Source organism: Aureimonas sp. AU12 (assembly GCF_001463705.1).
GTDB lineage: Bacteria > Pseudomonadota > Alphaproteobacteria > Rhizobiales > Rhizobiaceae > Aureimonas.
On the sequence record NZ_BBWH01000036.1, the window covers coordinates 22,080 to 44,353 of the forward strand.

The window sequence follows — 22,274 nt, forward strand, 5'->3', positions numbered from 1 at the left end:
CGGCAAGACCTGAGTGTCGCGTATCATAAGATGAGGACACGAACGCATCATCACTAACCCACCACCCCCGCCGTCTCCACCACCGCCTGCAGCAGCACGTCGGCGCCGGCCTTGGCCCAGTCCCTGGTGATCGCCTCGGCCTCGTTGTGCGAAAGACCGCCCTCGCAGGGGCAGAAGATCATCGCGGTGGGGGCGACGCGGTTGATCCAGCAGGCGTCGTGGCCGGCGCCCGAGACGATGTCGCGGTGCGGGTAGCCGAGGCGTGTCGCCGCGCCCCGCACCGCCGCGACGCAAGAGGCGTCGAAGGCGACGGGATCGAAATGGCCGACGACCTCGATCGCCGCCTCCAGCCCGGTGGCATGGGCGATGTCGGCGATGCCGGTCTCGATGCGCGCCTTCATGCGGTCGAGCACCGCCTTGTCGGGCGAGCGGATGTCGATGGTGAAGACGACCTGTCCGGCGATGATGTTGCGCGAGTTCGGCGAGACCTCGACATGGCCGATCGCGCCGACCGCGTTCGGCTGGTAGCCCATCGCCACCGTGTGCACGAGCTCCGTGATGCGCCCGAGGCCGAGGACGGCGTCGCGGCGCTTGGGCATCGGCGTCGAACCGGTGTGGCTCTCGCGCCCGGTCAGCGTCACCTGCAGCCAGTAGAGCCCCTGCCCGTGGGTCACGACGCCGATCGTCTTCCCCTCGTCCTCGAGGATAGGCCCCTGTTCGATATGGAGTTCGAAGAAGGCCTTCATCGGCCGGCCGCCGACCGGCTCCTCGCCCTCCCAGCCGATGCGCTTCAACTCGTCGCCGAAGCGAAGCCCCTTCATGTCCTGGCGATCCTTCGCCCAGGCCTCGTCGAGGACGCCGGCGAAGACGCCGGAGGCGAGCATCGCCGGTGCGAAGCGGGCGCCCTCCTCGTTCGTCCAGTTGACGACGACGATCGGATGCCTCGTACGGATGTCGAGATCGTTCAGCGTGCGCACCACCTCCAGGGCACCGAGAACGCCGAGAACGCCGTCGTACTTGCCCCCCGTCGGCTGCGTATCGAGATGCGAGCCCATGTAGACCGGCGGCAGGTCCGGCTCGGTGCCCTCGCGCCGGAAGAACATCGTGCCCATCGTGTCCACCGACATCGTGGTGCCCGCGTCTTCTGCCCAGCGCCGGAAGAGATGACGCCCCTCGCCATCGGCATCGCTCAAGGTCTGCCGGTTGTTGCCCCCCGCGATGCCCGGGCCGATCTGGGCCATCTCTTCCAGCGCCTCCCAGAGCCGGTCGCCGTCGATCTGGAGATTGGAGATCAGGCTCATGCGATGCGGACCTTCGAAAGAACGGAGCGACGAAGAGGCCTTGGGCAGCCGGCTTCAGGCCAGGCGGCGGATCACGGCGCGAAGCCCGTCGACGATCTCGCCGATCTGGGCCTCCGAGACGATCAGCGGCGGCGACAGGGCGATGATGTCGCCGGTGGTGCGGATGAGGAGGTTGTGGTCGAAGGCGTCGAGGAAGGCGGCGAAGGCGCGCGCCGTCGGCTTGCCCGGGATCGGCTCCAGTTCCACCGCCCCGATGAGGCCGATGGTGCGGATGTCGATGACGTGCGGCTCGCCCTTCAGCGAATGGAGCGCGTCGGCGAAGACCGGCTCCAGCGCCTTGGCGCGCTCGAACAGGCCCTCTTCCTTGTAGGTCTCGAGCGTCGCCAGCCCCGCGGCGGCGGCGATCGGATTGCCCGAATAGGTGTAGCCGTGGGCGAACTCGATGAGGTTCTCGCCGCCGCCCATGAAGGCGTCGTAGATGGTGTCGCGCACATAGACCGCGCCCATCGGGATGACGCCGTTCGTCAAGCCCTTGGCGGTCACCATGATGTCGGGCGTCACGCCGAAATAGTCGGCGCCGAAGGCGGTGCCCATGCGCCCGTAGCCGGTGATCACCTCGTCGAAGATGAGGAGAATGCCGTGCTGGTCGCAGATCTCGCGCAGCCGCTGGAGATAGCCCACCGGCGGCGGCAGCACGCCCGTCGAGCCCGACACCGGCTCGACGATGACCGCGGCGATCGTCGAGGGGTCGTGGAGCGTGGCGATGCGCAGGAGATCGTCGGCGAGGTCCGCGCCGTGCTCGATGGCGCCGCGCGTGTAGCTGTTCTTCGAAAGATCGTGCGTGTGCCGCATGTGGTCGACGCCGGTCAGCAGCGTACCGAACATCTTGCGGTTGCCGACGATGCCGCCGACCGAGATGCCGCCGAAATTGACGCCGTGATAGCCGCGCTCGCGCCCGATCAGCCGGAAGCGCGACCCGTCACCCTTGGCCCGGTGATAGGCGAGCGCGATCTTCAGCGCGGTCTCGACCGACTCGGAGCCGGAATTGGTGAAGAAGACGTGGTCGAGCCCGGTCGGCGCGATTGCGGCGAGCTTGGCCGCGAGTTCGAACGCCTTCGGATGGCCCATCTGGAAGGCCGGGGCGTAGTCGAGCTCGCCCGCCTGGGTGGCGATCGCCTCGGTGATCTTCGGCCGGCAGTGCCCGGCATTGACGCACCAGAGGCCGGCGGTGGCGTCGAGCACCTGCCGCCCGTCGTCGGTCGTATAGTGCATGTCCTTGGCGCGCACGAACATGCGCGGCGCCTTCTTGAACTGCCGGTTGGCGGTGAAGGGCATCCAGAAGGCTTCGAGATTGTTCGTCTGGATCGGGGCGTTCTCGTTCATTAGCGGCCGTGTCTCGCGAGCCGGTCGAAACCGGGCTTCCGCGCCTTTCCCCGAATTCTTGACTGCGTGGTCAAAACCGAGGCTAAAAGGTCGGCGGGAACCGGTCAAGGCGATTTGCATGGTTCTAAAGCAGCATGCTGCAGCGCAAGATTTTCGGGCAGGGGGCTTGGCGATGGATGCGAAGGTGCCGCGGGACCCTGTCGACGAGCGCCAGCCGACGCGCATCCAAACCCGCAATCGCGAGATCATCCTCGAAGCCGCCCTCCCCGTCTTCTCGGCCTACGGCTTCCGAGGCTCGACGATCGACCAGATCGCCCGGCGGGCCGGCATGTCGAAGCCGAACCTCCTCTATTATTTCCGGCGCAAGGACGACATCTACGAGGCCGTGCTCGAGCGCACGCTGGCGCAATGGCTGGCGCCGCTGGAGGAGGTCGATCCCGCCGGCGACCCGGTGGAGGAGCTGCGCCGCTACATCACGCTGAAGCTGCAGATGTCGCGCGACAACCCGGACGCCTCCCGCCTCTTCGCCAACGAGGTGCTAAACGGGGCGCCGATCATCAAGCCCTTCCTCGAGACGCGGCTGCGCGAACTCGTGCAGGAGAAGGCGGCGGTCATTCGGGGCTGGGTGTCGCAGGGGCGGCTGGCCCCGGTGGATCCCGTGCACCTGATCTTCGTGATCTGGGCGACGACGCAGCATTACGCCGACTTCGCGGTGCAGATCCGCGCCATTCTCGGTGATCAGGTCGACAAGGCGGGCTTTGCCGAACAGACGGCTCAGGCGATCCTCAGCGTGGTGCTCAACGGCATCCGCCCGCGCGAGGGCGCGCACGCCCCGCCGGCCTGACGTCGCTCATCCGGCGCGGGCACTCTGCTCGGCCACCGCCGCGGCCGGCCGGAAGCGGCCTTCCGCAAAGCCGTTGCGCACCTGGACGAGCATCTTGGCGAGATCGGAGGCGGGGCGCGGGCGCGAGAAGAGGAAGCCCTGCATCTCGAAGCAGCCCTCGGCTTCCAGCACCGCCATCTGCTCGGGCGTCTCGACGCCCTCGGCGATGACCTTCATCGTCAGCGCGGTGCCGAGCCCCATCACGGCGCGCACGATCGCCATGTTCTCGGAGCGATCCATGTCGCGCACGAAGGACTGGTCGATCTTGATCTTGTCGAAGGGAAAGCGGCTGAGATAGCCGAGCGAGGAATAGCCGGTTCCGAAATCGTCCATCGAGATCACCGTGCCGAGGTCGCGCAGCTGCGTCAGCGTGTCGAGAACGGTGTTGGCATCGTCGAGGAAGAGCGACTCGGTGACCTCGAGCTGGAGCCGCGAGGGCTTGAGGCCGGACTTCAGCAGCGCCTGGCGGACATCGGGCACGAGCGTCGCGCTCTTCACCTGGATCGGCGAGAGATTGAGCGACAGCGCCAGATCGCCCGGCCAGCGCGCCGCATGCCGGCAGGCCTCCTGCATCACGAAGCGCCCGAGCTTCACGATGAGGCCGTTCTCCTCCATCACCGGAATGAAGAGCCCGGGGCTGACGAGGCCGCGCGTCGGCGAGTTCCAGCGCACCAGCGCCTCGAAGCCGGACACCGCCTCGCGCCGCAGGTCGACGATCGGCTGGAAGTAGAGCTCGAACTCGTCGCGATCGAGCGCATCGCGCAGGTCCGCCACCAGCCGCCGCCGGGCCTGCAGCTCCTCGCGGATCTCCGGCACGTAAAGCTTCACCTTGTTCAGTGGGTCGGACTTGGCCTGCTGCAGCGCCATCTCGCAATCCTGCATCACCGCATGGGCGTCCACCGCCGACTTGCGATCGGCCTGCAGCATCGGCACCATGCCGATGGCGACGCGCACCGCGAGCGGGCGTCCGGCCACCAGGACCGGCCGCTGCTGCAGATCGTCCTGGATGGCGCGGCAGAGCAGGAGGCCGGCGTCGGGCTGGCCGTTCAGCCGCTGGACGATGCCGAACTCGTCGCCATCGAGGCGGGCGATGAGATCGGCGGGCCCGAGAAGCGAGCCGAGGCGATCGCCGAGCTGGCGCAGGAGATCGTCGCCGGCCGCATGGCCGAGCGTCGTGTTGACGCTGTTGAAGCCCTCGACGTCGAGCGCGAGAATGGCGATGTCGGTCTCGCCGGTCGGATCGTTCAGCGCCTCGTCCAGCCGCTCGTAAAAGACGGTGCGGTTGGCGAGACCGGTGAGGAGATCCTGGCGCGACAGGCGCTCCAGCTCGCGATGGGCCAGCATCTGGTCGGTGATGTCGTCGAAGATGACGATCGTGCCGCCTTCGCGCCCGCCGTCGTGGCGGCGCATCTGCACGGAGCGTCCGTTCTGCATCTGGAACGTGGAACTGCCCTGCGCCGCCGCCGAGCCGAACAGCACGCAGAGATCGGCATGCTGGCGCAGCTTTTCGGCCCGCGCGCTGCTGCCGATGCCGGGAAACAGCTTGAAGAAGGGATCGTTGGCGGCGACGAGATTGCCGTCCTCGTCGAGCAGGCAGAAGGCCTGCGACATGTTGTTGAGCGCGGCGTCGAAGCGCCGGCGCTGGCGGTGTAGTTCGCTCTCGAAGCGCTTCTTCGTCTCCTTCGCATGGCGGCTGGAGGCCATGTCCTTCTGCTCGATTGCGGTCTCGACGAAACGGATCGCGGCGGCCAGATCCTTCATCGTGTCGCCGGTGGGCGGCAACGGTTCGGCCGGGGCGCCCCCGACCTCGCGCAGCGAGGCCGCGGCGCGGCGGATGGAATGGCCGATGCTGCGGCCGAGCAGCAGCATGACGAGCGCGCCGACGAGAAGCCCCGTCGCCAGACCGATCCAGGCGACGCGCTCGACCTCGTGGTTCTCGCCCGCCGCCACGCCCTTCATCGCAACGATGTCGGCGCGCAGCGAATTCAGGGCGTCGTCGAACTCGTCGACGATCGCCGACAGCTCCCGCCGCACGAGGCGATGCGAGACGTCGCCCTCGGCGACACGCAGGCGGTTGAGTCCGTAGGCCAGCGCTTCCAGCTTCGTCGCGGAGGTGCCGTCGGGAACGGAGATGGCGGCGGCCCGCAGGTCCGACAGAACGCCGGCGAGACCCGTCAGGAGTTCGGCACCGTCGGCGCTGCCGATCGGGCGGTCGGCGCCCTGGTCGACCGATTTTTCGAGAAAGCGCTGCTCCAGTTCATCGGCCCGCTGCGCGGCGATCTCCAGCCGGTCGAGCGGATCGACACCGCGCTCGAAGATCGCGGTCGTGGCGTCGAAGGCCAGATGGTTGCGATAGTGTAAGGCGAACGCGAAGGTTGCCCCCACGAATGCCAGCATGATCCCGCTGAGAAGAAGCTTGGCATTGATCGACATCGCTGATGCAAAGTCCCGGCGGGCGAGTGCGGTCCGGTACGGCCCGCGCCCATAGTTTTCTCACCCTCGGGACTGACCATCCCATGACCGTCTTATTGTTCCGTTACTGAAAGGCTGCGTGTGCTGCTGCAATTGTCGGCAAGGGCTGCCTCATTGTGCGGGTTCAGGCAGGCGAACGGGCTCGGGCGCGAACTGCATCGTTTCGCGGCGCATCGGGTTGTTGGCGTGGACCGTCCAGTTCGAGTATTCGGCGGGGATCGAACGGCCGGTGCGCGCATCAACACCCTGGACCCGTTCCATCGTGATGCAGCTCTCCACCGGACAGACATTGACGCAGAGATTGCAGCCGACGCACTCCTCGTCGATCACCTCGAACTTGCGGCGTCCGTCGACCATGGCGGTGATCGCCTGGTGCGAGGTGTCCTCGCAGGCGATGTGGCAGCGCCCGCAGGAGATGCAGAGATCCTGGTCGATCCGCGCCTTGGTGACGTAGGAGAGGTTGAGATACTGCCAGTCGGTGACGTTCGGCACGGCGCGCCCGCGGAAGTCCTCGATGCCCGCATAGCCCTTCTCGTCCATCCAGTCCGAGAGGCCCGAGGCCATCTCCTTCACCACCTTGAACCCGTAGGTCATCGCCGCCGTGCAGACCTGCACCGTGCCGCAGCCGAGCGCGATGAATTCGGCGGCGTCGCGCCAAGTCGTGATGCCGCCGATGCCCGACATGGGCATCCCCCGCGTCTCGGCGTCGCGCGCGATCTCGGCCACCATGTTGAGCGCGATCGGCTTCACCGCCGGGCCGCAATAGCCGCCATGCGAGCCCTTGCCGTCGATCGTCGGGGTGGGCGCGAAATTGTCGAGGTCGATCGAGACGATCGAGGAGATCGTGTTGATGAGCGACACCGCGTCCGCCCCGCCGCGGCGCGCGGCGCGGGCGGGATAGCGGATGTCGGTGATGTTGGGCGTCAGCTTGACGATGACGGGCAGGCGCGAGTGCTGCTTGCACCAGCGCGCCACCATCTCGATGTATTCGGGCACCTGCCCCACGGCCGAGCCCATGCCGCGCTCGCTCATGCCGTGCGGGCAGCCGAAGTTCAGCTCGACGCCGTCGGCGCCGGTCTGTTCCACGACCTTTAGGATGTCCTGCCAGCTCTTCTCCTCGCAGGGCACCATCAGCGAGACGATCATCGCGCGGTCGGGCCAGTTGCGCTTGACCCGCGCGATCTCCTCCAGGTTGATGTCGAGCGAGCGGTCGGTGATCAGCTCGATATTGTTGAGGCCGAGCAGCCGCCGGTCCGGCCCGTGGATGGCGCCGTAGCGCGGGCCGTTGACGTTGACGACGGGATCGCCCTCGCCGAGCGTCTTCCAGACGACGCCGCCCCAGCCCTGCTCGAAGGCGCGCTGGACATTGTACTCCTTGTCGGTCGGCGGCGCGGAGGCCAGCCAGAACGGGTTGGGGGACGAGATCCCGAGAAACTGCGTCGTGAGGTCGGCCATGTCCGTCGTCTCCCCTATCGAACCCATCCGGCGACGGCATCCGCCGCGCGGGCGAGAAGGCCGGGCGCGACGCCCAGCGCCTCGTGGATGCTCATCGCCGCGAGCTTGCCGTCCTCGACCGCGACCACGGTGAGGTCGGAGCCGTCGGCGATGCAGTCGCCGCCGGCCCAGACGCCGGACAGGCTGGTGCGGCGCTCGGCATCGACGCGGATGCGGCCGCGCTCCATCGCGATCCCCTGGCCCTCGCTCGCCAGCCCTTCACCGAGGGCCAGCCCCTCACCGAGGAAGGTCTGCCCGATCGCCTTGAACACTTGGTCGGCCTCGATCGTCACGGTCTCGCCGGTGAGTTCGAGCCGCCCGTCGACGCTGCGCGTGCGCTCAAGTTCGACCCCTGAGACATGGCCGCCGTCGGCGAGGATGCGCCTGGGCTGGAGATTGCAGCGGATGTGGACGCCGCGCGTCTGCGCGATCTCCTGCTCGTAGCGCGAGGCGTTCATCGCCTCGCGGCCGCGCCGGTAGACGAGCGTCACTTCCTCGGCGCCGAGCGCCTTGGCCTGCACCGCCGCATCCACCGCCGTCATGCCGCCGCCGACCACTACAACGCGCCGCCCGACGGGCAGCTGCGACAGGTCGAGCGTCTGGCGAAGCTCGGCGATCCAGGCGACCGCATCGTGCGAGCCGCCGCTCGCCTCGCCCTCCGCGCCGAGCGCGTTGACGCCGGCAAGGCCAAGGCCGAGGAACACCGCGTCGTAGTCGGCGCGCAAGGTCTCGAGATGGAGGTCGCGGCCGAGCGCCCGGCCGGTCTGCAGGGTGATGCCGCCGATGGCGAGCACGAAATCCACCTCGGCCTGCGCGAAGCCGTTCGTCGCCTTGTAGGCGGCGATCCCGTATTCGTTAAGCCCGCCGGCCTTGGGGCGGGCGTCGAACAGCGTCACGTCGTGGCCGAGCATGGCGAGGCGATGGGCGCAGGAGAGGCCCGCCGGCCCGGCGCCGACCACCGCGATCGTCTTGCCGGTGGCGGCGGCGCGCTCGAACGGATGCTCGCCGCGCTCGATCAGCCGGTCGGTCGCGAAGCGCTGCAGCAGGCCGATCTTCACCGGCTTGCCCTCGGCGACCTCGCGCACGCAGACCTCCTCGCAGAGCGTCTCGGTCGGACAGACGCGGGCGCACATGCCGCCGAGAATGTTCGATTCCAGGATGGTCTTGGCCGCCCCGATCGGATTGCCGGACTGGATCTCTCGAATGAAGAGCGGGATGTCGATCGAGGTCGGGCAGGCCTGCATGCAGGGCGCGTCGTAGCAGAAGTAGCAGCGGTCGGACTCGACGAGCGCCTCGTGCCGCTCGAGCGGCGGATGGATGTCGGCAAAGCCCTTGGCGAGGACATCCGGTCCCAAGCGCGCCGGCGCCACGTCGCCCCGGATCGGTCGGTGTTCTCTCATGGCAGGCCCCCGGCTCGGTGGGGCGTCGGCTCTCGTCCGGCCCGGCCGGAGACGCCCGCGAACGCCCGCGTTGCAGCACCCCGGCCCGCGTGGCCGGACCCTTGCGGGATCGCCAGTTTCGAACCGTTCCAGATGAGAATGATCCGAGATTTCAGGGTCGTCAAATATTTTTATCGTTTGGTCAAATTCTGCCTCGCATGCTCAAGTTCGAGGCACCGGCTGCCCTCAAAGCACGCTGCGGATGGCGAAGGAGGAATTGATCCGAACGACGCCGGGCAGGCGCGACAGCACCTCCTTGTGAATGCGCTCGTAGTCGCCGGCTCCGCTCGCCTCGACGCGCAGGAGATAGTCCTCCTCGCCGGTCATCAGGTAGCACTCGCGGATCTCGGGATGGCGGCGCACCTCGGCCTCGAAGCGGTTGAGGATCTCCTCGGTCTGGCGCTCCAGACTGATGCGCACGATCACCACGTGGCCGTCGTCGGTGCCCGGCCCGGCGGTGAGAGCGGTGTAGCCGCGGATCGTGCCGCGGGTCTCCAGAAGCTGCACCCGGCGAAGGCAGGCCGAGGGCGAAAGGCCGACATCGGCGGCGAGCGCGACATTGGTGACGCGGGCGTTGCGGCGAAGCGCCGCCAGGATGCTGCGGTCGATCCGGTCGAGACGCTCCGCCATGGCCCCAGCTTTCGCATATCGTTGCGTGAACGCCGAAATATCCGCACATCCTGCGAAAGATCGCCAGTACATTCGTCGATCCTTCGGCGATGATCTCTCCTGCGCTCGGCCTTCCCGGCGGGCGCGCCGTCGTCCCCAGCCGGAGTCCCCCCGCATGAAGATCGCAGTCCTCGGCAGCGGCGTCATCGGGGTCACGTCGGCCTGGTATCTGGCGAAGGCGGGTCACGAGGTGGTGGTGATCGACCGGCAGGCGGGGCCGGCACTGGAGACGAGCTTCGCCAATGCCGGCGAGGTTTCCTTCGGCTACTGCAGCCCTTGGGCGGCGCCCGGCATTCCCCGCAAGGCGCTGAAATGGCTCCTCATGGAGCATCCGCCGCTGATCCTGCGGCCCCGGCCCGACCGGGCGATGCTGACCTGGATGGCGAAGATGCTCGCCAACTGCACGAGCGAGCGCTACGCGGTGAACAAGAGCCGCATGCTGCGCCTTTCCGACTACAGCCGCATCGCGCTGGCGGAGCTGCGCCGCGACACCAACATCGTCTACGACCAGCGCATGCAGGGCACGCTGCAGCTCTTCCGCACGCAGGCCCAGCTCGACGCCTCGGGCAAGGACGTGAAGGCGCTCGCCGCCGACGGCATTCCCTTCGAGCTGCTGGATCGCGAGGGCTGCATCCGCGTCGAGCCGGCGCTGGCGCACGCGCGCGACAAGATCGTCGGCGGCCTCCTGACGCCGAAGGACGAGACCGGCGACTGCTTCAAGTTCACCAACGCTTTGGCCGGAATGGCCGCCCATCTCGGCGTGCGCTTCGACTACGGGCGCACGATCCGCCGTCTGGCGGTGGAGGGCGGGCGCGTGTCCGGCGTCGAGACCGACACGGGCATCGAGCGCGCGGACGCCGTCGTGGTGGCGCTCGGCAGCCATTCGCCGGCGCTGCTCCGGCCGCACGGGATCGCGCTGCCGGTCTATCCGGTGAAGGGCTATTCGCTGACGATCCCGATCGTGAATGCGGCCCGCGCGCCCGAATCGACCGTGATGGACGAGACCTACAAGATCGCCATCACCCGGCTCGGCGACCGCATCCGCGTCGGCGGCATGGCCGAGATCTCCGGCTTCAACAACGACCTGCATCCCTCGCGCCGGCGCACGCTGGAGCATTCGGTCACCGACCTCTTTCCCGGCGGCGACCTGTCGAAAGGCCAGTTCTGGTCGGGGCTGCGGCCGATGACGCCGGACGGGACGCCGGTGATCGGGCCGACCCAGATTGCCGGCCTCTTCCTCAACACCGGCCACGGCACGCTCGGCTGGACGATGAGCTGCGGTTCGGCCCGGCTGCTGGCCGATCTCGTCGGCGGCCGTGCGCCCGAGATCGACGCCGCCGACCTCGCCATCCGGCGCTATGCCCGCGCCGCCTGAGGCAGCGGCGTGAAATCCAGCGCGGCGACCCAGAGATAGGCGCCGACCATGGCCGAGAGCGGTCGCGGCGCGCGCACGCCGCTCGCCAGCCGCGCCGGCAGGGCGGGATCGTGCAGCAGCCGGCGCAGCACGCCGGCCAGCGCTTCGGGGTCGCGCGGTTCGAAGAGCAGCCCGTCGATGCCGTCGCGCAGCTTTTCGCGGATGCCGCCGAGATCGGCGCCGATCACCGGCACGCCCGCAGCGAACGCCTCCTGGATCACGAGGGGCGAGTTCTCCCACCAGACCGAGGGCACGATCACCGCGTCGACACCGGCCATGCGCCCCGCCACCTCGCCGCGCCCATACGCGCCGCGAAAGGAGACGCAGCCCTGCGCCGCCAGCGGCTCGGCGAGGCGGGCCACCAGCGCCTGGAACCAGGGCTCCTGCGCCTCCAGCCGGCCGCCATGGATCTCGAGGTGGAGCGCGGCGCGCTCGCCCGCGGTCAGCCGGTGGAGCGCCGCGAGCGCGATGTCGAGCCCCTTGGCCTCGCGCAGCTGGCCGAAGACGGCGAGGCGCAGCGTCCCGTCGCCCTCGCGCGCCGGCACGGCTGACGCCATGGCCGGCCGCCGTTCCAGCCCGTTCTCGATCACCGCGATGCGCCGCGCCGGCAGGCCCCAGTCCATGTAGCGCGCGGCCAGGAACCGCGAGGGCGCGATGTAGCCGTCGGCGGCGGCGAGATGGGCGAGAAGCGCGCGGCGGCGGGCCACGAACGCCATCGGCGTCTCGCCGGGAAAACAGTTGTGGCAGGCTTGCGGTTCGGCGCGCTCGCACAAGGGGCCGCGCAGGCCGGTCTTCACCATCAGCCCGCCATTGCGGCAGATCGCGACGAAGTCGTGCAGCGTCAGGAGGATGCGGGCCGACGGCAGGGCGAGCCGCAGTTCGGTGAGGATCTCGACGCCGAGATGGACGTAGTGGTGGACGAAGACGACATCGGGCGCGAGCTGGCGCAGCAGCGCGGCGAGGGCTTCGCCCCCCGGCGCCTCGCGGCCCGCCGACAGGCGCATCGCGTCCGCCATGTCGCGGCGCCAGAGATAGTCTCCGGGCGCCGCTTCCACGATCGCGCCGGGGGCGAGATCCGCGCGCGCGGTGCGGGCAAGGAACGACACGGCCGAGACGGCGGCGTCCTCGCGCAGGCCGAGAACGAGATTGTAGGCGGCGACCTCCGCACCGCCCGGCCCTTCCATGGGGTGGCCGTGCGCCACCACGAGCACCCGCATCGTCAGCGCTCCCGCAGCGATTCTTCGAGGTTCTTCAGCACCGGCGCGATGAGATACTGCATCACCGTGCGGCCCTCGGTCGGGATGATGATCGAGGCCTCCATGCCGGCGACGAGCCGGGCGCGCATGTCCTCGGGCAGGCTGCCGGGGGCGAGCGTCACCTCGATCGCATAGGCCGGCGGCTGGTTGGGATTGGGGTCGGCGACGACGTCGCGCGAGACGAACGTCAGCGTGCCCGTCACCTTCTCGCGGCGATACTTCATGAGGGCGCCGGCATTGATCTCCACCGCCATGCCCTCGTGGACGCGGTCGATGTCGGCCGGCAGGATGCGCGCCTTGACGGTCATGTGGTCGCTGTCGGGCACGACATCGAGCAGCGGCTCGCCCGAGCGCACCACGCCGCCGACGGTGAAGACGCGCATGCCCTGCACGGTGCCTGCGACGGGCGAGCGGATCGCCGAGCGCACGAGCATGTCGAGCGCCACCTGCCGCTCCTGCCGATAGCTGGAAATCTGCCGGCCGACCTCGACGAGGGCGTTCGAGGCCTCCTGCCGGTAGTCCTTGCGCAGGGCCTCGCGGCGCAGCGCGATCTCGGCGATCTTGTCCTCGCCCTTCACCGCGTCGTTCCTCGCCTTCTTCAGCGCACCCTCGAACTGCACCTTCTGACGCTCCAGGCCCGTGACGCGGCTGAGCGCCACGAGACCCTTCTTGTAGAGCGGGCGCACGCTCGCCAGTTCCTCGCCGAGGCTCGTCAGCTGCTCGGCGGCGGACTGGGCGTCGAAGCGGGTCTGCGCGATCTCGTTGCGGATCTGCTTGACCTGCGCGTCGAGAAGTTCGAGCGAGCCCTCCAGCACCTGCCGGCGGCTCTCGAACTCGCGATGGTTGTCGTCGATCTCGCTCTGGTCGATGCCGCGCAGCAGCTGCGCGGCCTCCTCGGGCAGGATCATGTAGTCGGTCATGTCGCGCTGCGCGACGAGCCGCGCCTCGGTCGCCAGCGCATTGGCGAGGCCCTTGGCGGCGGCGGTGGCGGCGGCCTCCGAGCGCACCGTGTCGAGGCGGATGACCACCTGCCCCTCCTCCACCCGGTCGCCGTCGCGCACCAGGATCTCGTCGACGATGCCGCCTTCCAGATGCTGCACGGTCTGGCGGTAGGACTCCACCGCGAAGATGCCGGCCGCGACCACCGCCGAGTTGACGTGGGCGAGCGCCGCCCAGCTTCCGCAGAGGCCCACCGAGACGAAGAGCACGAGGTAGCCGAGCCGCAGCGCCGAGCGCCAGTCGGTGCGCGGCAGCGGCGCGGAGACGAGCGGCGGCGTGGAAGCGCCCGGCGCCGGTCCGAGGACGAGGAGGCTCATCCGCCGGTCCCCGTGCGCGCGAGGTCGAGCACCGGGGCCGGGCCCGAGGGCACGGGATCGCGGAAGCGCGGCAGGCGGCTGAAGATCTGCTCGCGCGCGCCGATCGCCTGCACCACGCCTTCGTTGAGGACGAGGAGATCGTCGCAGAAGCCGAGCAGGCTGACGCGATGCGAGACGACGATCACCGCCGCGCCGTCGTCGCGCAGGCGCTGCATCGTGCGCCCCAGAACCTGCTCGGCGCCGGCGTCGAGATTGGAGTTGGGCTCGTCCAGCACCACGAGGCGGGGGCTGCCGTAGACGGCGCGCGCGAGCGCCACGCGCTGGCGCTGGCCGCCCGACAGCGTGTGCCCGCCCGGGCCGCCGAGCCGCGTGGCGTAGCCGTCGGAGAGACCGCGCACGATGTCGTGGATGCCCGCCAGTTCCACCGCGGCGAGGATCTTCTCGCTCGTCGCAGCCGGGTCGAAGCGTGCGATGTTCTCGGCGAGCGTGCCCGGCAGGAACTCGACGTCCTGCGGCACGTAGCCGATGTGCCGGCCGAGCTCGTCGGGATCCCAGTGCAGAAGGTCCTGCTCGCCGAAGACGATCGTGCCGCGACGCACCTTCCAGATGCCGACGATGAGGCGCGACAGGCAGGACTTGCCGGCGCCGCTCGGGCCGACGATGCCGAGGATGCGGCCGGGCCGCAGGGTGAAGGAGACGTCGTTGACGACGGGCTTGTCCATGTCCGGCGGCCCGCCGACGAGGCGCGAGACGACGAGGGCGCCGGTGGGCGCGGGCAGCGCCATCGGGCGCGGCGTCGCCTCGATGCCGCGCAGCAGCGCGTCGAGCCGGCGCGCCGCCAGCCAGAAGGACTGGATCGAGCTCCAGTTGGCGATGATGTGCTGCAGCGGCCCCTGCGCGCGCATCATGATCATCAGCACCACGAAGAGCACCGAGAGGTGGATCTGCCCTTCGAGGAAGAGGACGCCGCCGAGCCCGTAGACGATCACCATCTGCCCGTTCTGCACCATGCGTGGCACGAGGCCGATCTGGGCGGCGCGGTGCTGAGCAAGGCCCCGCCAGCCCAGGCCGTCGCGATGGAGCTGGTACCAGCGCTCGGTGAGCCAGGGCAGCATGCCCATGACGCGCACGGTCTCGGCATTGCGCGACACGGCGAGGCCGAACTCGTTGGCCTCGCCGTCGAGCCGCTGCGCCGCCTTCAGGTGGTCGGCCACCCAGTAGTGCGTCGCCACCGACATGACCGCCGAGAAGGCGAGAAGGCCGAGGATGAGGAAGCCGAAAGCGGCGTTGATGAAGAACATCGCGATGACGAAGAGCGGCGACCAGAAGGCGTCGATGAGCGCCGAGAGCGAGGGGCCGCCGAGGAAGCGGCGCGTCGTCTGGAGATCGGCGAGCGCCTGCGTCGGCGAGCCGCCGGCATGCTTCTTTTCACGGTTGAAGGCGTCGAAGCAGATCTTCGTCAGCCGCTGGTCGATGACGGTGCCCATGCGCTCCAGCACCTGGGCCCGGATCACCTCCATCACCGTGTAGGTGGCGGTGACGACGAGCGCGATGATGACGAGCGTGGCGAGCGTCGAGGCATTGCGGCTGGTGCCGACGCGCTCGATGATGCCCATCGGGATCACCGACATGGCCATGAACAGGAAGGGAAAGAAGAAGCCGAAGGCGAAGAGGTTGAGATAGCCGAAGGAGAGCGAGCGCACGATGGCGAGCAGCGGCGAGGAGAGGACCGGGTTCATCGCGCGACCCTTGCCGCATCGAGTGGCGCGAACGGGCTCCGCCCCCGGCTCGCCCGGCGCCCTGCCCTCAAGGCCACTCCGGCTTGGCCGGCCTCGCGCATCCCTCGTCGTCCCTTCCGGCGTCCCGCCGCATCGCGCACGTCCGGGGCTTCAAGGTCCCCGTCCCGTCCGCCGTCCGTCCCGCCCGCGTCGTCGCGAAGGCGAGGGGACGGATGATCATGGACGCGAACTTTGCATGACCGAGGTAAAGCTCTGTTTAAGGACGCGGAGCGGCGGTTCGCGGTTCGCGCGAGGGAAACGAGACCGTTGCCATCCTGCCTCACGCCCGCGCCACCATCATTCCGCCGTGGAATGACGTTCGAACCAATCATCGCTTGGCAGGCCGCGCAGAAGCTTGGAAGACTGGTCGCCAGCTCGACAGGACCAGCGCGGCGACGCCATGCCGCAAGGGGGAGATCGCTCATGCCCACCGCCGCCTTTGCCAGCGCCGACGCCATCCGCATCCTGTTCTCGCGCGCCATGTCGGACATGTATCGCGAGGAGGTGCCGCAATACGGCGCGCTCCTCCGGCTCGTGGCCGACGTGAACGAGGCGACGCTGCGGGAGCACCCGAAGCTGCGGGAAAGCCTGGAGCGCGCCGGCGAGATCGAGCGCCTGTCGGACGAGCGCCACGGCGCGATCCGCCTCGGCACGGCCGGGGAGCTGGCCACCATCGCGCGCCTCTTCGCGGTGATGGGCATGCATCCGGTCGGCTATTACGACCTCTCGACCGCCGGGATCCCCGTCCACTCCACTGCCTTCCGCCCCATCGACGACGCGGCGCTGGCGACGAACCCGTTCCGCGTCTTCACCTCGCTTCTGCGGCTCGACCTCGTCGCCGATCCAGAGCTTCGGGCCGAGGCCGCCGCGATCCTCTCGCGCCGCTCGATCTTCACCCCCCGCGCCCTCGAACTGACCGAGAGCTTCGAGCGCAAGGGCGGGCTGACGCAGCCCGAGGCCGAGAGCTTCGTGCGCGAGGCGCTGGAGACCTTCCGCTGGCATTCGCAGGCGACCGTCGATCGCCAGACCTATGAGCGCCTCGCCGCCGCCCATCGCCTCGTCGCCGACGTCGTCTGCTTCAAGGGCCCCCACATCAACCACCTGACGCCCCGCACGCTCGACATCGAGGCGGTGCAGCGCGGGATGCCCGCGCGCGGCATCGACCCCAAGGCGGTGATCGAGGGACCGCCGGAGCGCGCCTGCCCGATCCTGCTGCGCCAGACCAGCTTCAAGGCGCTGGAAGAGCGCATCCTCTTCGTCGGCGAGACCGGGGCGCTGGAGGGCCGGCACTCGGCCCGCTTCGGCGAGATCGAGCAGCGCGGCGCGGCGCTGACGGCGAAGGGCCGCACGCTCTACGACGAACTTCTGGCGGGCACGCGCGGCGAAGTTCAGGTCGGCGCCGCCGGCGCGAAGGCGGGCGACTATGCCGGCGAACTGAGCGCCCGCTTTGCCGCCTTCCTCGACGACGCGACCGCGATGCGCGAGGCCGGCCTTGCCTGGTTCCGCTACGCGCCGACGCCGGCGGGGCTGGAAGCGGCGGCCGTCGGTGGGGCGCCGGACCGCTCGCTGGAGGCGCTCGTTGCCGCCGGCCATGTCGCCTTCGACCCGATCGTCTACGAGGATTTCCTGCCCGTCTCGGCCGCCGGCATCTTCCAGTCCAATCTCGGCACCGACGCCCAGTCGAACGCCGCGGCGAGCGGCCGGCAGGCGGCCTTCGAAGCGGCGCTCGGGCGGCCCGTCCACGACGAGATGGCCCTCTACGCGGCGGCGCAGGCCCGCTCGATCGAGCGCACGCTGGCAGCGCTGGAGCCCACGGCCCGCCGGGCCGTCGCCTGAGCCGTCCCGATATCCCGAGCACTGAGGGCTAGAGCCGGATCCATGCTGAACGACCCCCGATCCCATGGCCTCTGGGAGCGCACCGCGCCGCCGGCCGCCCCGACGCGGCGCCTGAGCGAGCCGGTGAGCGCCGATGTCGTGGTGGTCGGCGCCGGCTATACCGGCTGCTCGGCGGCGCTGCATCTGGCTGAAGGCGGCGCACGCGTCGTGGTGCTGGAAGGCGCCGAGATCGGCTTCGGCGGTTCGGGCCGCAATGTCGGCCTCGTCAATGCCGGGCTCTGGACGATGCCGGACGATCTGCCCGGCGTTCTTGGCCCCGTTCACGGCGAGCGGCTGCTCGATCTCCTCGGCAATGCGCCGCGCCTCGTCTTCGATCTCGTGGCCGCGCACGGCATCGACTGCGAGCTGGAAACCGCGGGCACGCTGCATTGCGGCGTCGGCGAGAGCGGCGCGCGGGAGCTCGCCGAGCGAGCCCGGCAGTGGCAGGCGCGCGGCGCCCCCGTCGAGCTTCTGGACGCGGCGCGCACGCAGGCGATGGTCGGCTCGCCCGCCTACGATGCCGCGCTTCTCGACCACCGCGCCGGCACGATCCAGCCGCTCGCCTACGTGCGGGGCCTCGCCCGCGCGGCGCAGGATGCGGGCGCCGCCATCTTCACCGCCAGCCCCGTCACGGCGTTCAGGCGCGAGGGCGCGCGGTGGCGGGTGGAGACGCCGGAGGGCTCCGTCACCGCCGACTGGATCGTGGTGGCCACCAACGCCTATACGAGCGCGCCGTGGCCCGGCATCCGCGAGGAGATCGTCCATCTCCCCTATTTCAACATCGCCACCCAGCCGCTCTCCTCCAACCTCGCCCGCTCGATCCTGCCGGGGCGGCAGGGCGCGTGGGACACGAAGGAGGTGCTCTCCTCCTTCCGCTTCGACCGCGCCGGGCGGCTGGTGGTGGGCAGCGTCGGCGCGCTGCGGGGCAGCGGCACGGCGATCCACCGGCGCTGGGCCCGGCGCAGCCTCCAGCGCCTGTTTCCCCAACTCGGCGCCATCGAGTTCGAGGCCGAATGGTACGGCCAGATCGGCATGACCGCCGACTCGGTGCCGCGCTTTCACCGGCTGGACGCCAACGTCGTCTCCTTCAGCGGCTATAACGGGCGCGGCATCGCGCCGGGCACGGTCTTCGGCCGCACGCTCGCCCAGCACATTCTCGGGCAACTCAGCGAGGACGAGCTGCCGCTGCCGGTGACGCTCCCCGTGCCCCAGCGCCTTCGCGGCTTGCGCGAAACCTATTACGAGGTCGGCGCACAGATCGCCCACCTCTCCTCCCGGCTCTAATCGAGGCCACGACATGACCCAGAACCCGCCCCTCGCCACCCCGGCCAGCCTGAAGGCCGAAACGGCCGCGATCCTCGCGACCCTCGGCATCGAGGCCGGTCGGCTCAGCGGCGGCGACCTCCCCGTGCGCTCGCCGGTCACCGGCGAGGAAATCGCCCGGCTGCAGACGGCTTCGGCCGCGCAGGCCGGCGCGGCGGTCGAGGCGGCCCATGCCGCGTTCCTCGAGTGGCGCGACGTGCCGGCGCCCAAGCGCGGCGAGCTCGTGCGCCTGCTCGGCGAGGAGCTGCGCGCGAGCAAGGACGCGCTCGGGCGCCTCGTCTCGATCGAGGTCGGCAAGGTCACCTCCGAGGGCCTCGGCGAGGTGCAGGAGATGATCGACATCTGCGACTTCGCGGTCGGCCTGTCGCGCCAGCTCTACGGCCTGACGATCGCCACCGAGCGCGGCGAGCACCGGATGATGGAGACCTGGCACCCGCTCGGCGTCGTCGCCATCATTTCGGCCTTCAACTTCCCCGTCGCCGTCTGGTCGTGGAACGCGGCGCTGGCGCTCGTCTGCGGCAATCCCTGCCTCTGGAAGCCCTCCGAGAAGACGCCGCTGACGGCGCTGGCCACGCAGGCGCTCTTCGAGCGGGCGCTGGCACGCTACCGCGACGACGGCGGCACCGCGCCGGACGCGCTCTCGACGCTTCTCATCGGCGGGCGCGAGGTCGGCGAAGCGCTCGTCGACCATCCCAAGGTGCCGCTCGTCTCGGCCACGGGCTCGACCGCGATGGGCCGCGCGGTGGGACCGCGCGTCGCGCAGCGCTTCGGCCGCTCGCTGCTCGAGCTCGGCGGCAACAATGCCGCGATCGTCTGCCCCACGGCCGATCTCGACCTGACGCTGCGCGGCGTCGCCTTCGCCGCGATGGGCACGGCCGGCCAGCGCTGCACGACGCTGCGCCGCCTCTTCGTCCATGACGACGTCTACGACACGCTCGTTCCCCGCCTGCAATCGGCCTATGGCTCAGTGAGCGTCGGCAATCCGCTCGTGGAGGGCCATCTCGTCGGCCCGCTGATCGACGAGGCGACGTTCACGGCGATGGGCCGGGCGATCGAGGCGGCGAAGGCCGCGGGCGGGCGCGTGACCGGGGGCGAGCGGATCGCCGTCGAGGGCGCGGCGGAGGCCTTCTACGTCCGCCCGGCGCTCATCGAGATGCCCGCGCAGACCGGGCCTGTCGCGGACGAGACCTTCGCGCCGATCCTCTACGTCATCCGCACGCGCTCCTTCGACGAGGCCCTGGCGCTGCAGAACGACGTGCCGCAGGGCCTCTCCTCCTCGATCTTCACCAACGACCTGCGCGAGGCCGAGACCTTCCTCTCGGCGCGTGGATCGGACTGCGGCATCGCCAACGTCAATATCGGCCCGTCCGGGGCCGAGATCGGCGGCGCGTTCGGCGGCGAGAAGGAGACCGGGGGCGGGCGCGAGAGCGGCTCGGATGCCTGGCGCGCCTACATGCGCCGCGCCACCAACACGATCAACTACGGCCGCACCCTGCCGCTGGCGCAGGGCGTCAAGTTCGACGTCGGGTAAGAGCCGACGGCCCGGCGCTTGAATCGCGGCGGCGGGCATGGTGGTCTCCGGGGCATTCGGCCCCGGAATGACCTGATGCAGATTCCCCGACGCTTCCTGCCCTCGATCGGGCTTCTCAGCGCCTTCGAGGCGGCCGCGCGCACCGCCAGCTTCACGGCGGCCGCGCGCGAGTTGAACCTGACGCAGAGCGCCATCAGCCGGCAGATCCGGGCGCTGGAGGAGCAGATCGGCGTCGCGCTCTTCCACCGCGAGCGCCAGACGGTGCGCCTGACGCCGGCGGGCGAGGCCTATGCCCGCGACATCCGCGACGCGCTGCGCCGCATCTCCACCGCCTCGCTCAACCTTCGCGCCAATCCGCAGGGCGGCACGCTCAATCTGGCGATCCTGCCGACCTTCGGCACGCGCTGGCTGGCGCCGCGCCTGCCCGACTTCCTCAGCCGCCATCCCGGCATCACCGTCAATCTCGCGACGCGGCTGGTGGAGTTCGACTTCCGCCTCGACACGATGGACGCCGCCATCCATTTCGGGGCGCCGGACTGGCCGGGCACCAACCACCTGATGCTGAGCACGGAAACGGTGATGCCGATGGCGAGCCCCGCCTTCCTCGCCGCCCATCCCGTGGACGGGGATCCGCAGGCGCTGCGCGCCCTGCCTCTCCTCCACATCACCTCGCGCCCCGACGCCTGGGAGCGCTGGCTGTCGGGCAACGGCGTCGCCGACCACGGCGTGACGGGCATGCTCTTCGACCAGTTCGCGACGATGGCCCAGGCGGCGATGTCGGGGCTCGGCGTCGCCCTCCTGCCGACCTTCCTCGTCGAGCGCGAGATCGAGCGCGGCGAGCTCGTGCCCGTGATCGACCGGCCGATGCGCAGCCGCGAGGCCTATCATCTCGTCTGGCCTGACGACCGCGAGCGCTATCCTCCGCTCACCGCGTTTCGAACCTGGCTTTCGGGAATCGTCGGTCCGGACATGCCGTCGGCCGAGGGGTCGCCGATCACATGCGCGTCGGCACGCCGTTCTTCTCGATGAAGGCCTTCATCCGGTCGTAGCGCTCGGCGAAGAGCTGGCTGAAGCGCTCGAAGCGCGAGGGCGCCAGCGCCTCGGCCAGCGTCTGCCGCTCGAAGGCCTCGGGGCTGTAGATCGGCAGGTCGAAGGTCTCGGCGAGTTCCCGCGAACGCGTGTCGTAGGAGAAGAGGACGCCGGGCACGCCCACCGCCACCGCAGGCAGCACGGCATGGACGCGGTAGCCGAGCGCGGCGTCGAACTGCGTCGCATAGACGTCGTAGTCGCCGGGCGCGCCGACATAGTAGAGCCGGCTCTCGTAGAGATGCTTGAGCAGCGCGCCCGTCGTTTCGTCGAACCAGCCTTCGGCGATCAGCTTGGCGGTGGCCTTGTCCATGTGGCGCGGCGACTTGAAGAAGAACGCCTTTTCCTCCGGCTCGCCGTGGCAGGAGAGGAAGAGGTCGGAGCCCAGATGCAGCTTGGCGATGATGCGCTTCTGCGTGGCGATGAAGGCCGCCGGATCCACGGCATAGGTCGAGCCGACCTCGCGGCGCAGGCTGAAGGTGACGCGCTTGGGGCCGTCCGGCGCATGACGCAGCACCATGTTGCGGTCGCGGGCCCGGAAGATCGACGGGCAACCGACGATTTCCAGATTGTGGATGCCGTTGCGGTGCAGCGTCTCGGCCGAGAAGGCGCCGCGCACGCCGATCGTGGCGCGCTCGGCGATCGCCTGCCAGACGCGGCGCCCTTCCGTCGGCAGGATGATCGGGCGCTCGGTCTCGGCCTGCGCGCCGACGCCGATGCACACCACCGGCATGTCCAGCGCCTCGATCCATTCGAGGAAATGGCCCCAGTCCATGTGCTCGTGGATGTAGTTGGAGCCGCGCAGCAGGATGAAGTCGCAATTGTCCTTGATGCGCCGGACCTCGGCCTCGTTCACCGGCTCGTCGATGTTGAGGAGATGCCCTTCCGAGTAGTTCACGAGGCGCAGGGTCGAATCGTAAACGCAGATGTCCCCGGTGTTGTAATAGTCCTCGAGGGTCTTGCGGAACGGCGTGTCGAACCAGACCGCCTCGTGGTTGTTCAGCCGGCGACCAGAATATTTGACCAGGGCAGCACGCATGGGAAGGGCGACCTT

General features: G+C 69.6%; 16 protein-coding genes. 6 read left to right on the forward strand and 10 right to left on the reverse strand.

What is annotated here, in order from left to right; all coding sequences use genetic code 11:
- Nucleotides 1-53: 53 nt before the first annotated feature.
- Nucleotides 54-1,301 (reverse strand): Zn-dependent hydrolase, encoded by a 1,248-nt coding sequence (locus AUL33_RS14860; protein ID WP_062209696.1) that lies wholly within the window; start codon nt 1,299-1,301, stop codon nt 54-56.
- 54 nt (nt 1,302-1,355) lie between these two features.
- Nucleotides 1,356-2,684, reverse strand: a complete 1,329-nt coding sequence (locus AUL33_RS14865) for an aspartate aminotransferase family protein (protein WP_062209699.1) — start codon at nt 2,682-2,684, stop codon at nt 1,356-1,358.
- A gap of 172 nt (nt 2,685-2,856) precedes the next feature.
- Here AUL33_RS14865 and AUL33_RS14870 point away from each other — a divergent pair, with 172 nt between their 5' ends.
- Nucleotides 2,857-3,528, forward strand: a complete 672-nt coding sequence (locus AUL33_RS14870; RefSeq protein ID WP_062209702.1) for a TetR family transcriptional regulator C-terminal domain-containing protein — start codon at nt 2,857-2,859, stop codon at nt 3,526-3,528.
- A 6-nt stretch (nt 3,529-3,534) separates the two neighbouring features.
- On the opposite strand, the gene AUL33_RS14875 is transcribed toward AUL33_RS14870, so the two are convergent.
- The 4 genes from AUL33_RS14875 to AUL33_RS14890 form a co-directional block, all read right to left on the reverse strand.
- Nucleotides 3,535-6,000 carry a bifunctional diguanylate cyclase/phosphodiesterase gene (locus tag AUL33_RS14875; RefSeq protein ID WP_062209706.1) on the reverse strand — a complete coding sequence of 822 codons (2,466 nt, stop codon included), beginning with the start codon at nt 5,998-6,000 and terminating at the stop codon, nt 3,535-3,537.
- A 150-nt stretch (nt 6,001-6,150) separates the two neighbouring features.
- On the reverse strand, nt 6,151-7,494 hold the full coding sequence (gene preA / locus AUL33_RS14880) for an NAD-dependent dihydropyrimidine dehydrogenase subunit PreA (protein ID WP_062209709.1): 1,344 nt from the start codon (nt 7,492-7,494) through the stop codon (nt 6,151-6,153).
- Between the two features lie 14 nt (nt 7,495-7,508).
- Entirely contained in the window at nt 7,509-8,933 is a 1,425-nt protein-coding gene (locus AUL33_RS14885; RefSeq protein WP_062209712.1) for an NAD(P)-dependent oxidoreductase, read from the reverse strand.
- Nucleotides 8,934-9,158: 225 nt separating this feature from the next.
- Nucleotides 9,159-9,602: an Lrp/AsnC family transcriptional regulator gene (locus tag AUL33_RS14890; protein ID WP_062209715.1), complete on the reverse strand. Its 444-nt coding sequence runs from the start codon at nt 9,600-9,602 to the stop codon at nt 9,159-9,161.
- A 154-nt stretch (nt 9,603-9,756) separates the two neighbouring features.
- On the opposite strand from AUL33_RS14890, the gene AUL33_RS14895 reads away from it, so the two are divergent.
- Nucleotides 9,757-11,016: a D-amino acid dehydrogenase gene (locus AUL33_RS14895; RefSeq protein WP_062209719.1), complete on the forward strand. Its 1,260-nt coding sequence runs from the start codon at nt 9,757-9,759 to the stop codon at nt 11,014-11,016.
- On the opposite strand, the gene AUL33_RS14900 is transcribed toward AUL33_RS14895, so the two are convergent.
- The 3 genes from AUL33_RS14900 to AUL33_RS14910 are packed head-to-tail and all read right to left on the reverse strand — an operon-like array spanning nt 10,998 to nt 15,366.
- Nucleotides 10,998-12,272 (reverse strand): glycosyltransferase, encoded by a 1,275-nt coding sequence (locus AUL33_RS14900; protein ID WP_062209722.1) that lies wholly within the window; start codon nt 12,270-12,272, stop codon nt 10,998-11,000. The two genes, AUL33_RS14895 and AUL33_RS14900, sit on opposite strands and share 19 nt — an antisense overlap.
- Nucleotides 12,273-12,274: 2 nt before the next feature.
- Nucleotides 12,275-13,627: an HlyD family type I secretion periplasmic adaptor subunit gene (locus tag AUL33_RS14905; RefSeq protein ID WP_062209725.1), complete on the reverse strand. Its 1,353-nt coding sequence runs from the start codon at nt 13,625-13,627 to the stop codon at nt 12,275-12,277.
- On the reverse strand, nt 13,624-15,366 hold the full coding sequence (locus tag AUL33_RS14910; protein WP_062209728.1) for a type I secretion system permease/ATPase: 1,743 nt from the start codon (nt 15,364-15,366) through the stop codon (nt 13,624-13,626). Before AUL33_RS14910 ends, AUL33_RS14905 begins: the two co-directional genes overlap by 4 nt.
- Nucleotides 15,367-15,828: 462 nt before the next feature.
- Here AUL33_RS14910 and AUL33_RS14915 point away from each other — a divergent pair, with 462 nt between their 5' ends.
- The 4 genes from AUL33_RS14915 to AUL33_RS14930 all read left to right on the forward strand — a co-directional run bounded on the left by AUL33_RS14915 (nt 15,829) and on the right by AUL33_RS14930 (nt 21,163).
- Entirely contained in the window at nt 15,829-17,241 is a 1,413-nt protein-coding gene (locus AUL33_RS14915) for a VOC family protein (protein ID WP_062209731.1), read from the forward strand.
- A 42-nt stretch (nt 17,242-17,283) separates the two neighbouring features.
- On the forward strand, nt 17,284-18,564 hold the full coding sequence (locus tag AUL33_RS14920; RefSeq protein ID WP_062209733.1) for an FAD-binding oxidoreductase: 1,281 nt from the start codon (nt 17,284-17,286) through the stop codon (nt 18,562-18,564).
- 13 nt (nt 18,565-18,577) lie between these two features.
- On the forward strand, nt 18,578-20,134 hold the full coding sequence (locus AUL33_RS14925) for an aldehyde dehydrogenase family protein (protein WP_062209734.1): 1,557 nt from the start codon (nt 18,578-18,580) through the stop codon (nt 20,132-20,134).
- Between the two features lie 75 nt (nt 20,135-20,209).
- Nucleotides 20,210-21,163 (forward strand): LysR family transcriptional regulator, encoded by a 954-nt coding sequence (locus AUL33_RS14930; RefSeq protein WP_082652619.1) that lies wholly within the window; start codon nt 20,210-20,212, stop codon nt 21,161-21,163.
- Here the strand turns inward: AUL33_RS14930 and AUL33_RS14935 are convergent.
- Nucleotides 21,129-22,259, reverse strand: coding sequence for a polysaccharide pyruvyl transferase family protein (locus AUL33_RS14935; RefSeq protein ID WP_062209737.1), 1,131 nt, complete (start codon nt 22,257-22,259; stop codon nt 21,129-21,131). The genes AUL33_RS14930 and AUL33_RS14935 overlap by 35 nt on opposite strands.
- Between the last annotated feature and the right edge of the window lie 15 nt (nt 22,260-22,274).

Coding starts and splice junctions, on each gene's coding strand:
- AUL33_RS14910 (WP_062209728.1), bottom strand. CDS start 15,366: ATGAACCCGGTCCTCTCCTCGCCGCTGCTCGCCATCGTGCGCTCGCTC.
- AUL33_RS14925 (WP_062209734.1), top strand. CDS start 18,578: ATGACCCAGAACCCGCCCCTCGCCACCCCGGCCAGCCTGAAGGCCGAA.
- AUL33_RS14935 (WP_062209737.1), bottom strand. CDS start 22,259: ATGCGTGCTGCCCTGGTCAAATATTCTGGTCGCCGGCTGAACAACCAC.
- preA (WP_062209709.1), bottom strand. CDS start 7,494: ATGGCCGACCTCACGACGCAGTTTCTCGGGATCTCGTCCCCCAACCCG.
- AUL33_RS14890 (WP_062209715.1), bottom strand. CDS start 9,602: ATGGCGGAGCGTCTCGACCGGATCGACCGCAGCATCCTGGCGGCGCTT.
- AUL33_RS14930 (WP_082652619.1), top strand. CDS start 20,210: ATGCAGATTCCCCGACGCTTCCTGCCCTCGATCGGGCTTCTCAGCGCC.
- AUL33_RS14900 (WP_062209722.1), bottom strand. CDS start 12,272: ATGCGGGTGCTCGTGGTGGCGCACGGCCACCCCATGGAAGGGCCGGGC.
- AUL33_RS14915 (WP_062209731.1), top strand. CDS start 15,829: ATGCCCACCGCCGCCTTTGCCAGCGCCGACGCCATCCGCATCCTGTTC.
- AUL33_RS14885 (WP_062209712.1), bottom strand. CDS start 8,933: ATGAGAGAACACCGACCGATCCGGGGCGACGTGGCGCCGGCGCGCTTG.
- AUL33_RS14865 (WP_062209699.1), bottom strand. CDS start 2,684: ATGAACGAGAACGCCCCGATCCAGACGAACAATCTCGAAGCCTTCTGG.
- AUL33_RS14920 (WP_062209733.1), top strand. CDS start 17,284: ATGCTGAACGACCCCCGATCCCATGGCCTCTGGGAGCGCACCGCGCCG.
- AUL33_RS14905 (WP_062209725.1), bottom strand. CDS start 13,627: ATGAGCCTCCTCGTCCTCGGACCGGCGCCGGGCGCTTCCACGCCGCCG.
- AUL33_RS14875 (WP_062209706.1), bottom strand. CDS start 6,000: ATGTCGATCAATGCCAAGCTTCTTCTCAGCGGGATCATGCTGGCATTC.
- AUL33_RS14895 (WP_062209719.1), top strand. CDS start 9,757: ATGAAGATCGCAGTCCTCGGCAGCGGCGTCATCGGGGTCACGTCGGCC.
- AUL33_RS14870 (WP_062209702.1), top strand. CDS start 2,857: ATGGATGCGAAGGTGCCGCGGGACCCTGTCGACGAGCGCCAGCCGACG.
- AUL33_RS14860 (WP_062209696.1), bottom strand. CDS start 1,301: ATGAGCCTGATCTCCAATCTCCAGATCGACGGCGACCGGCTCTGGGAG.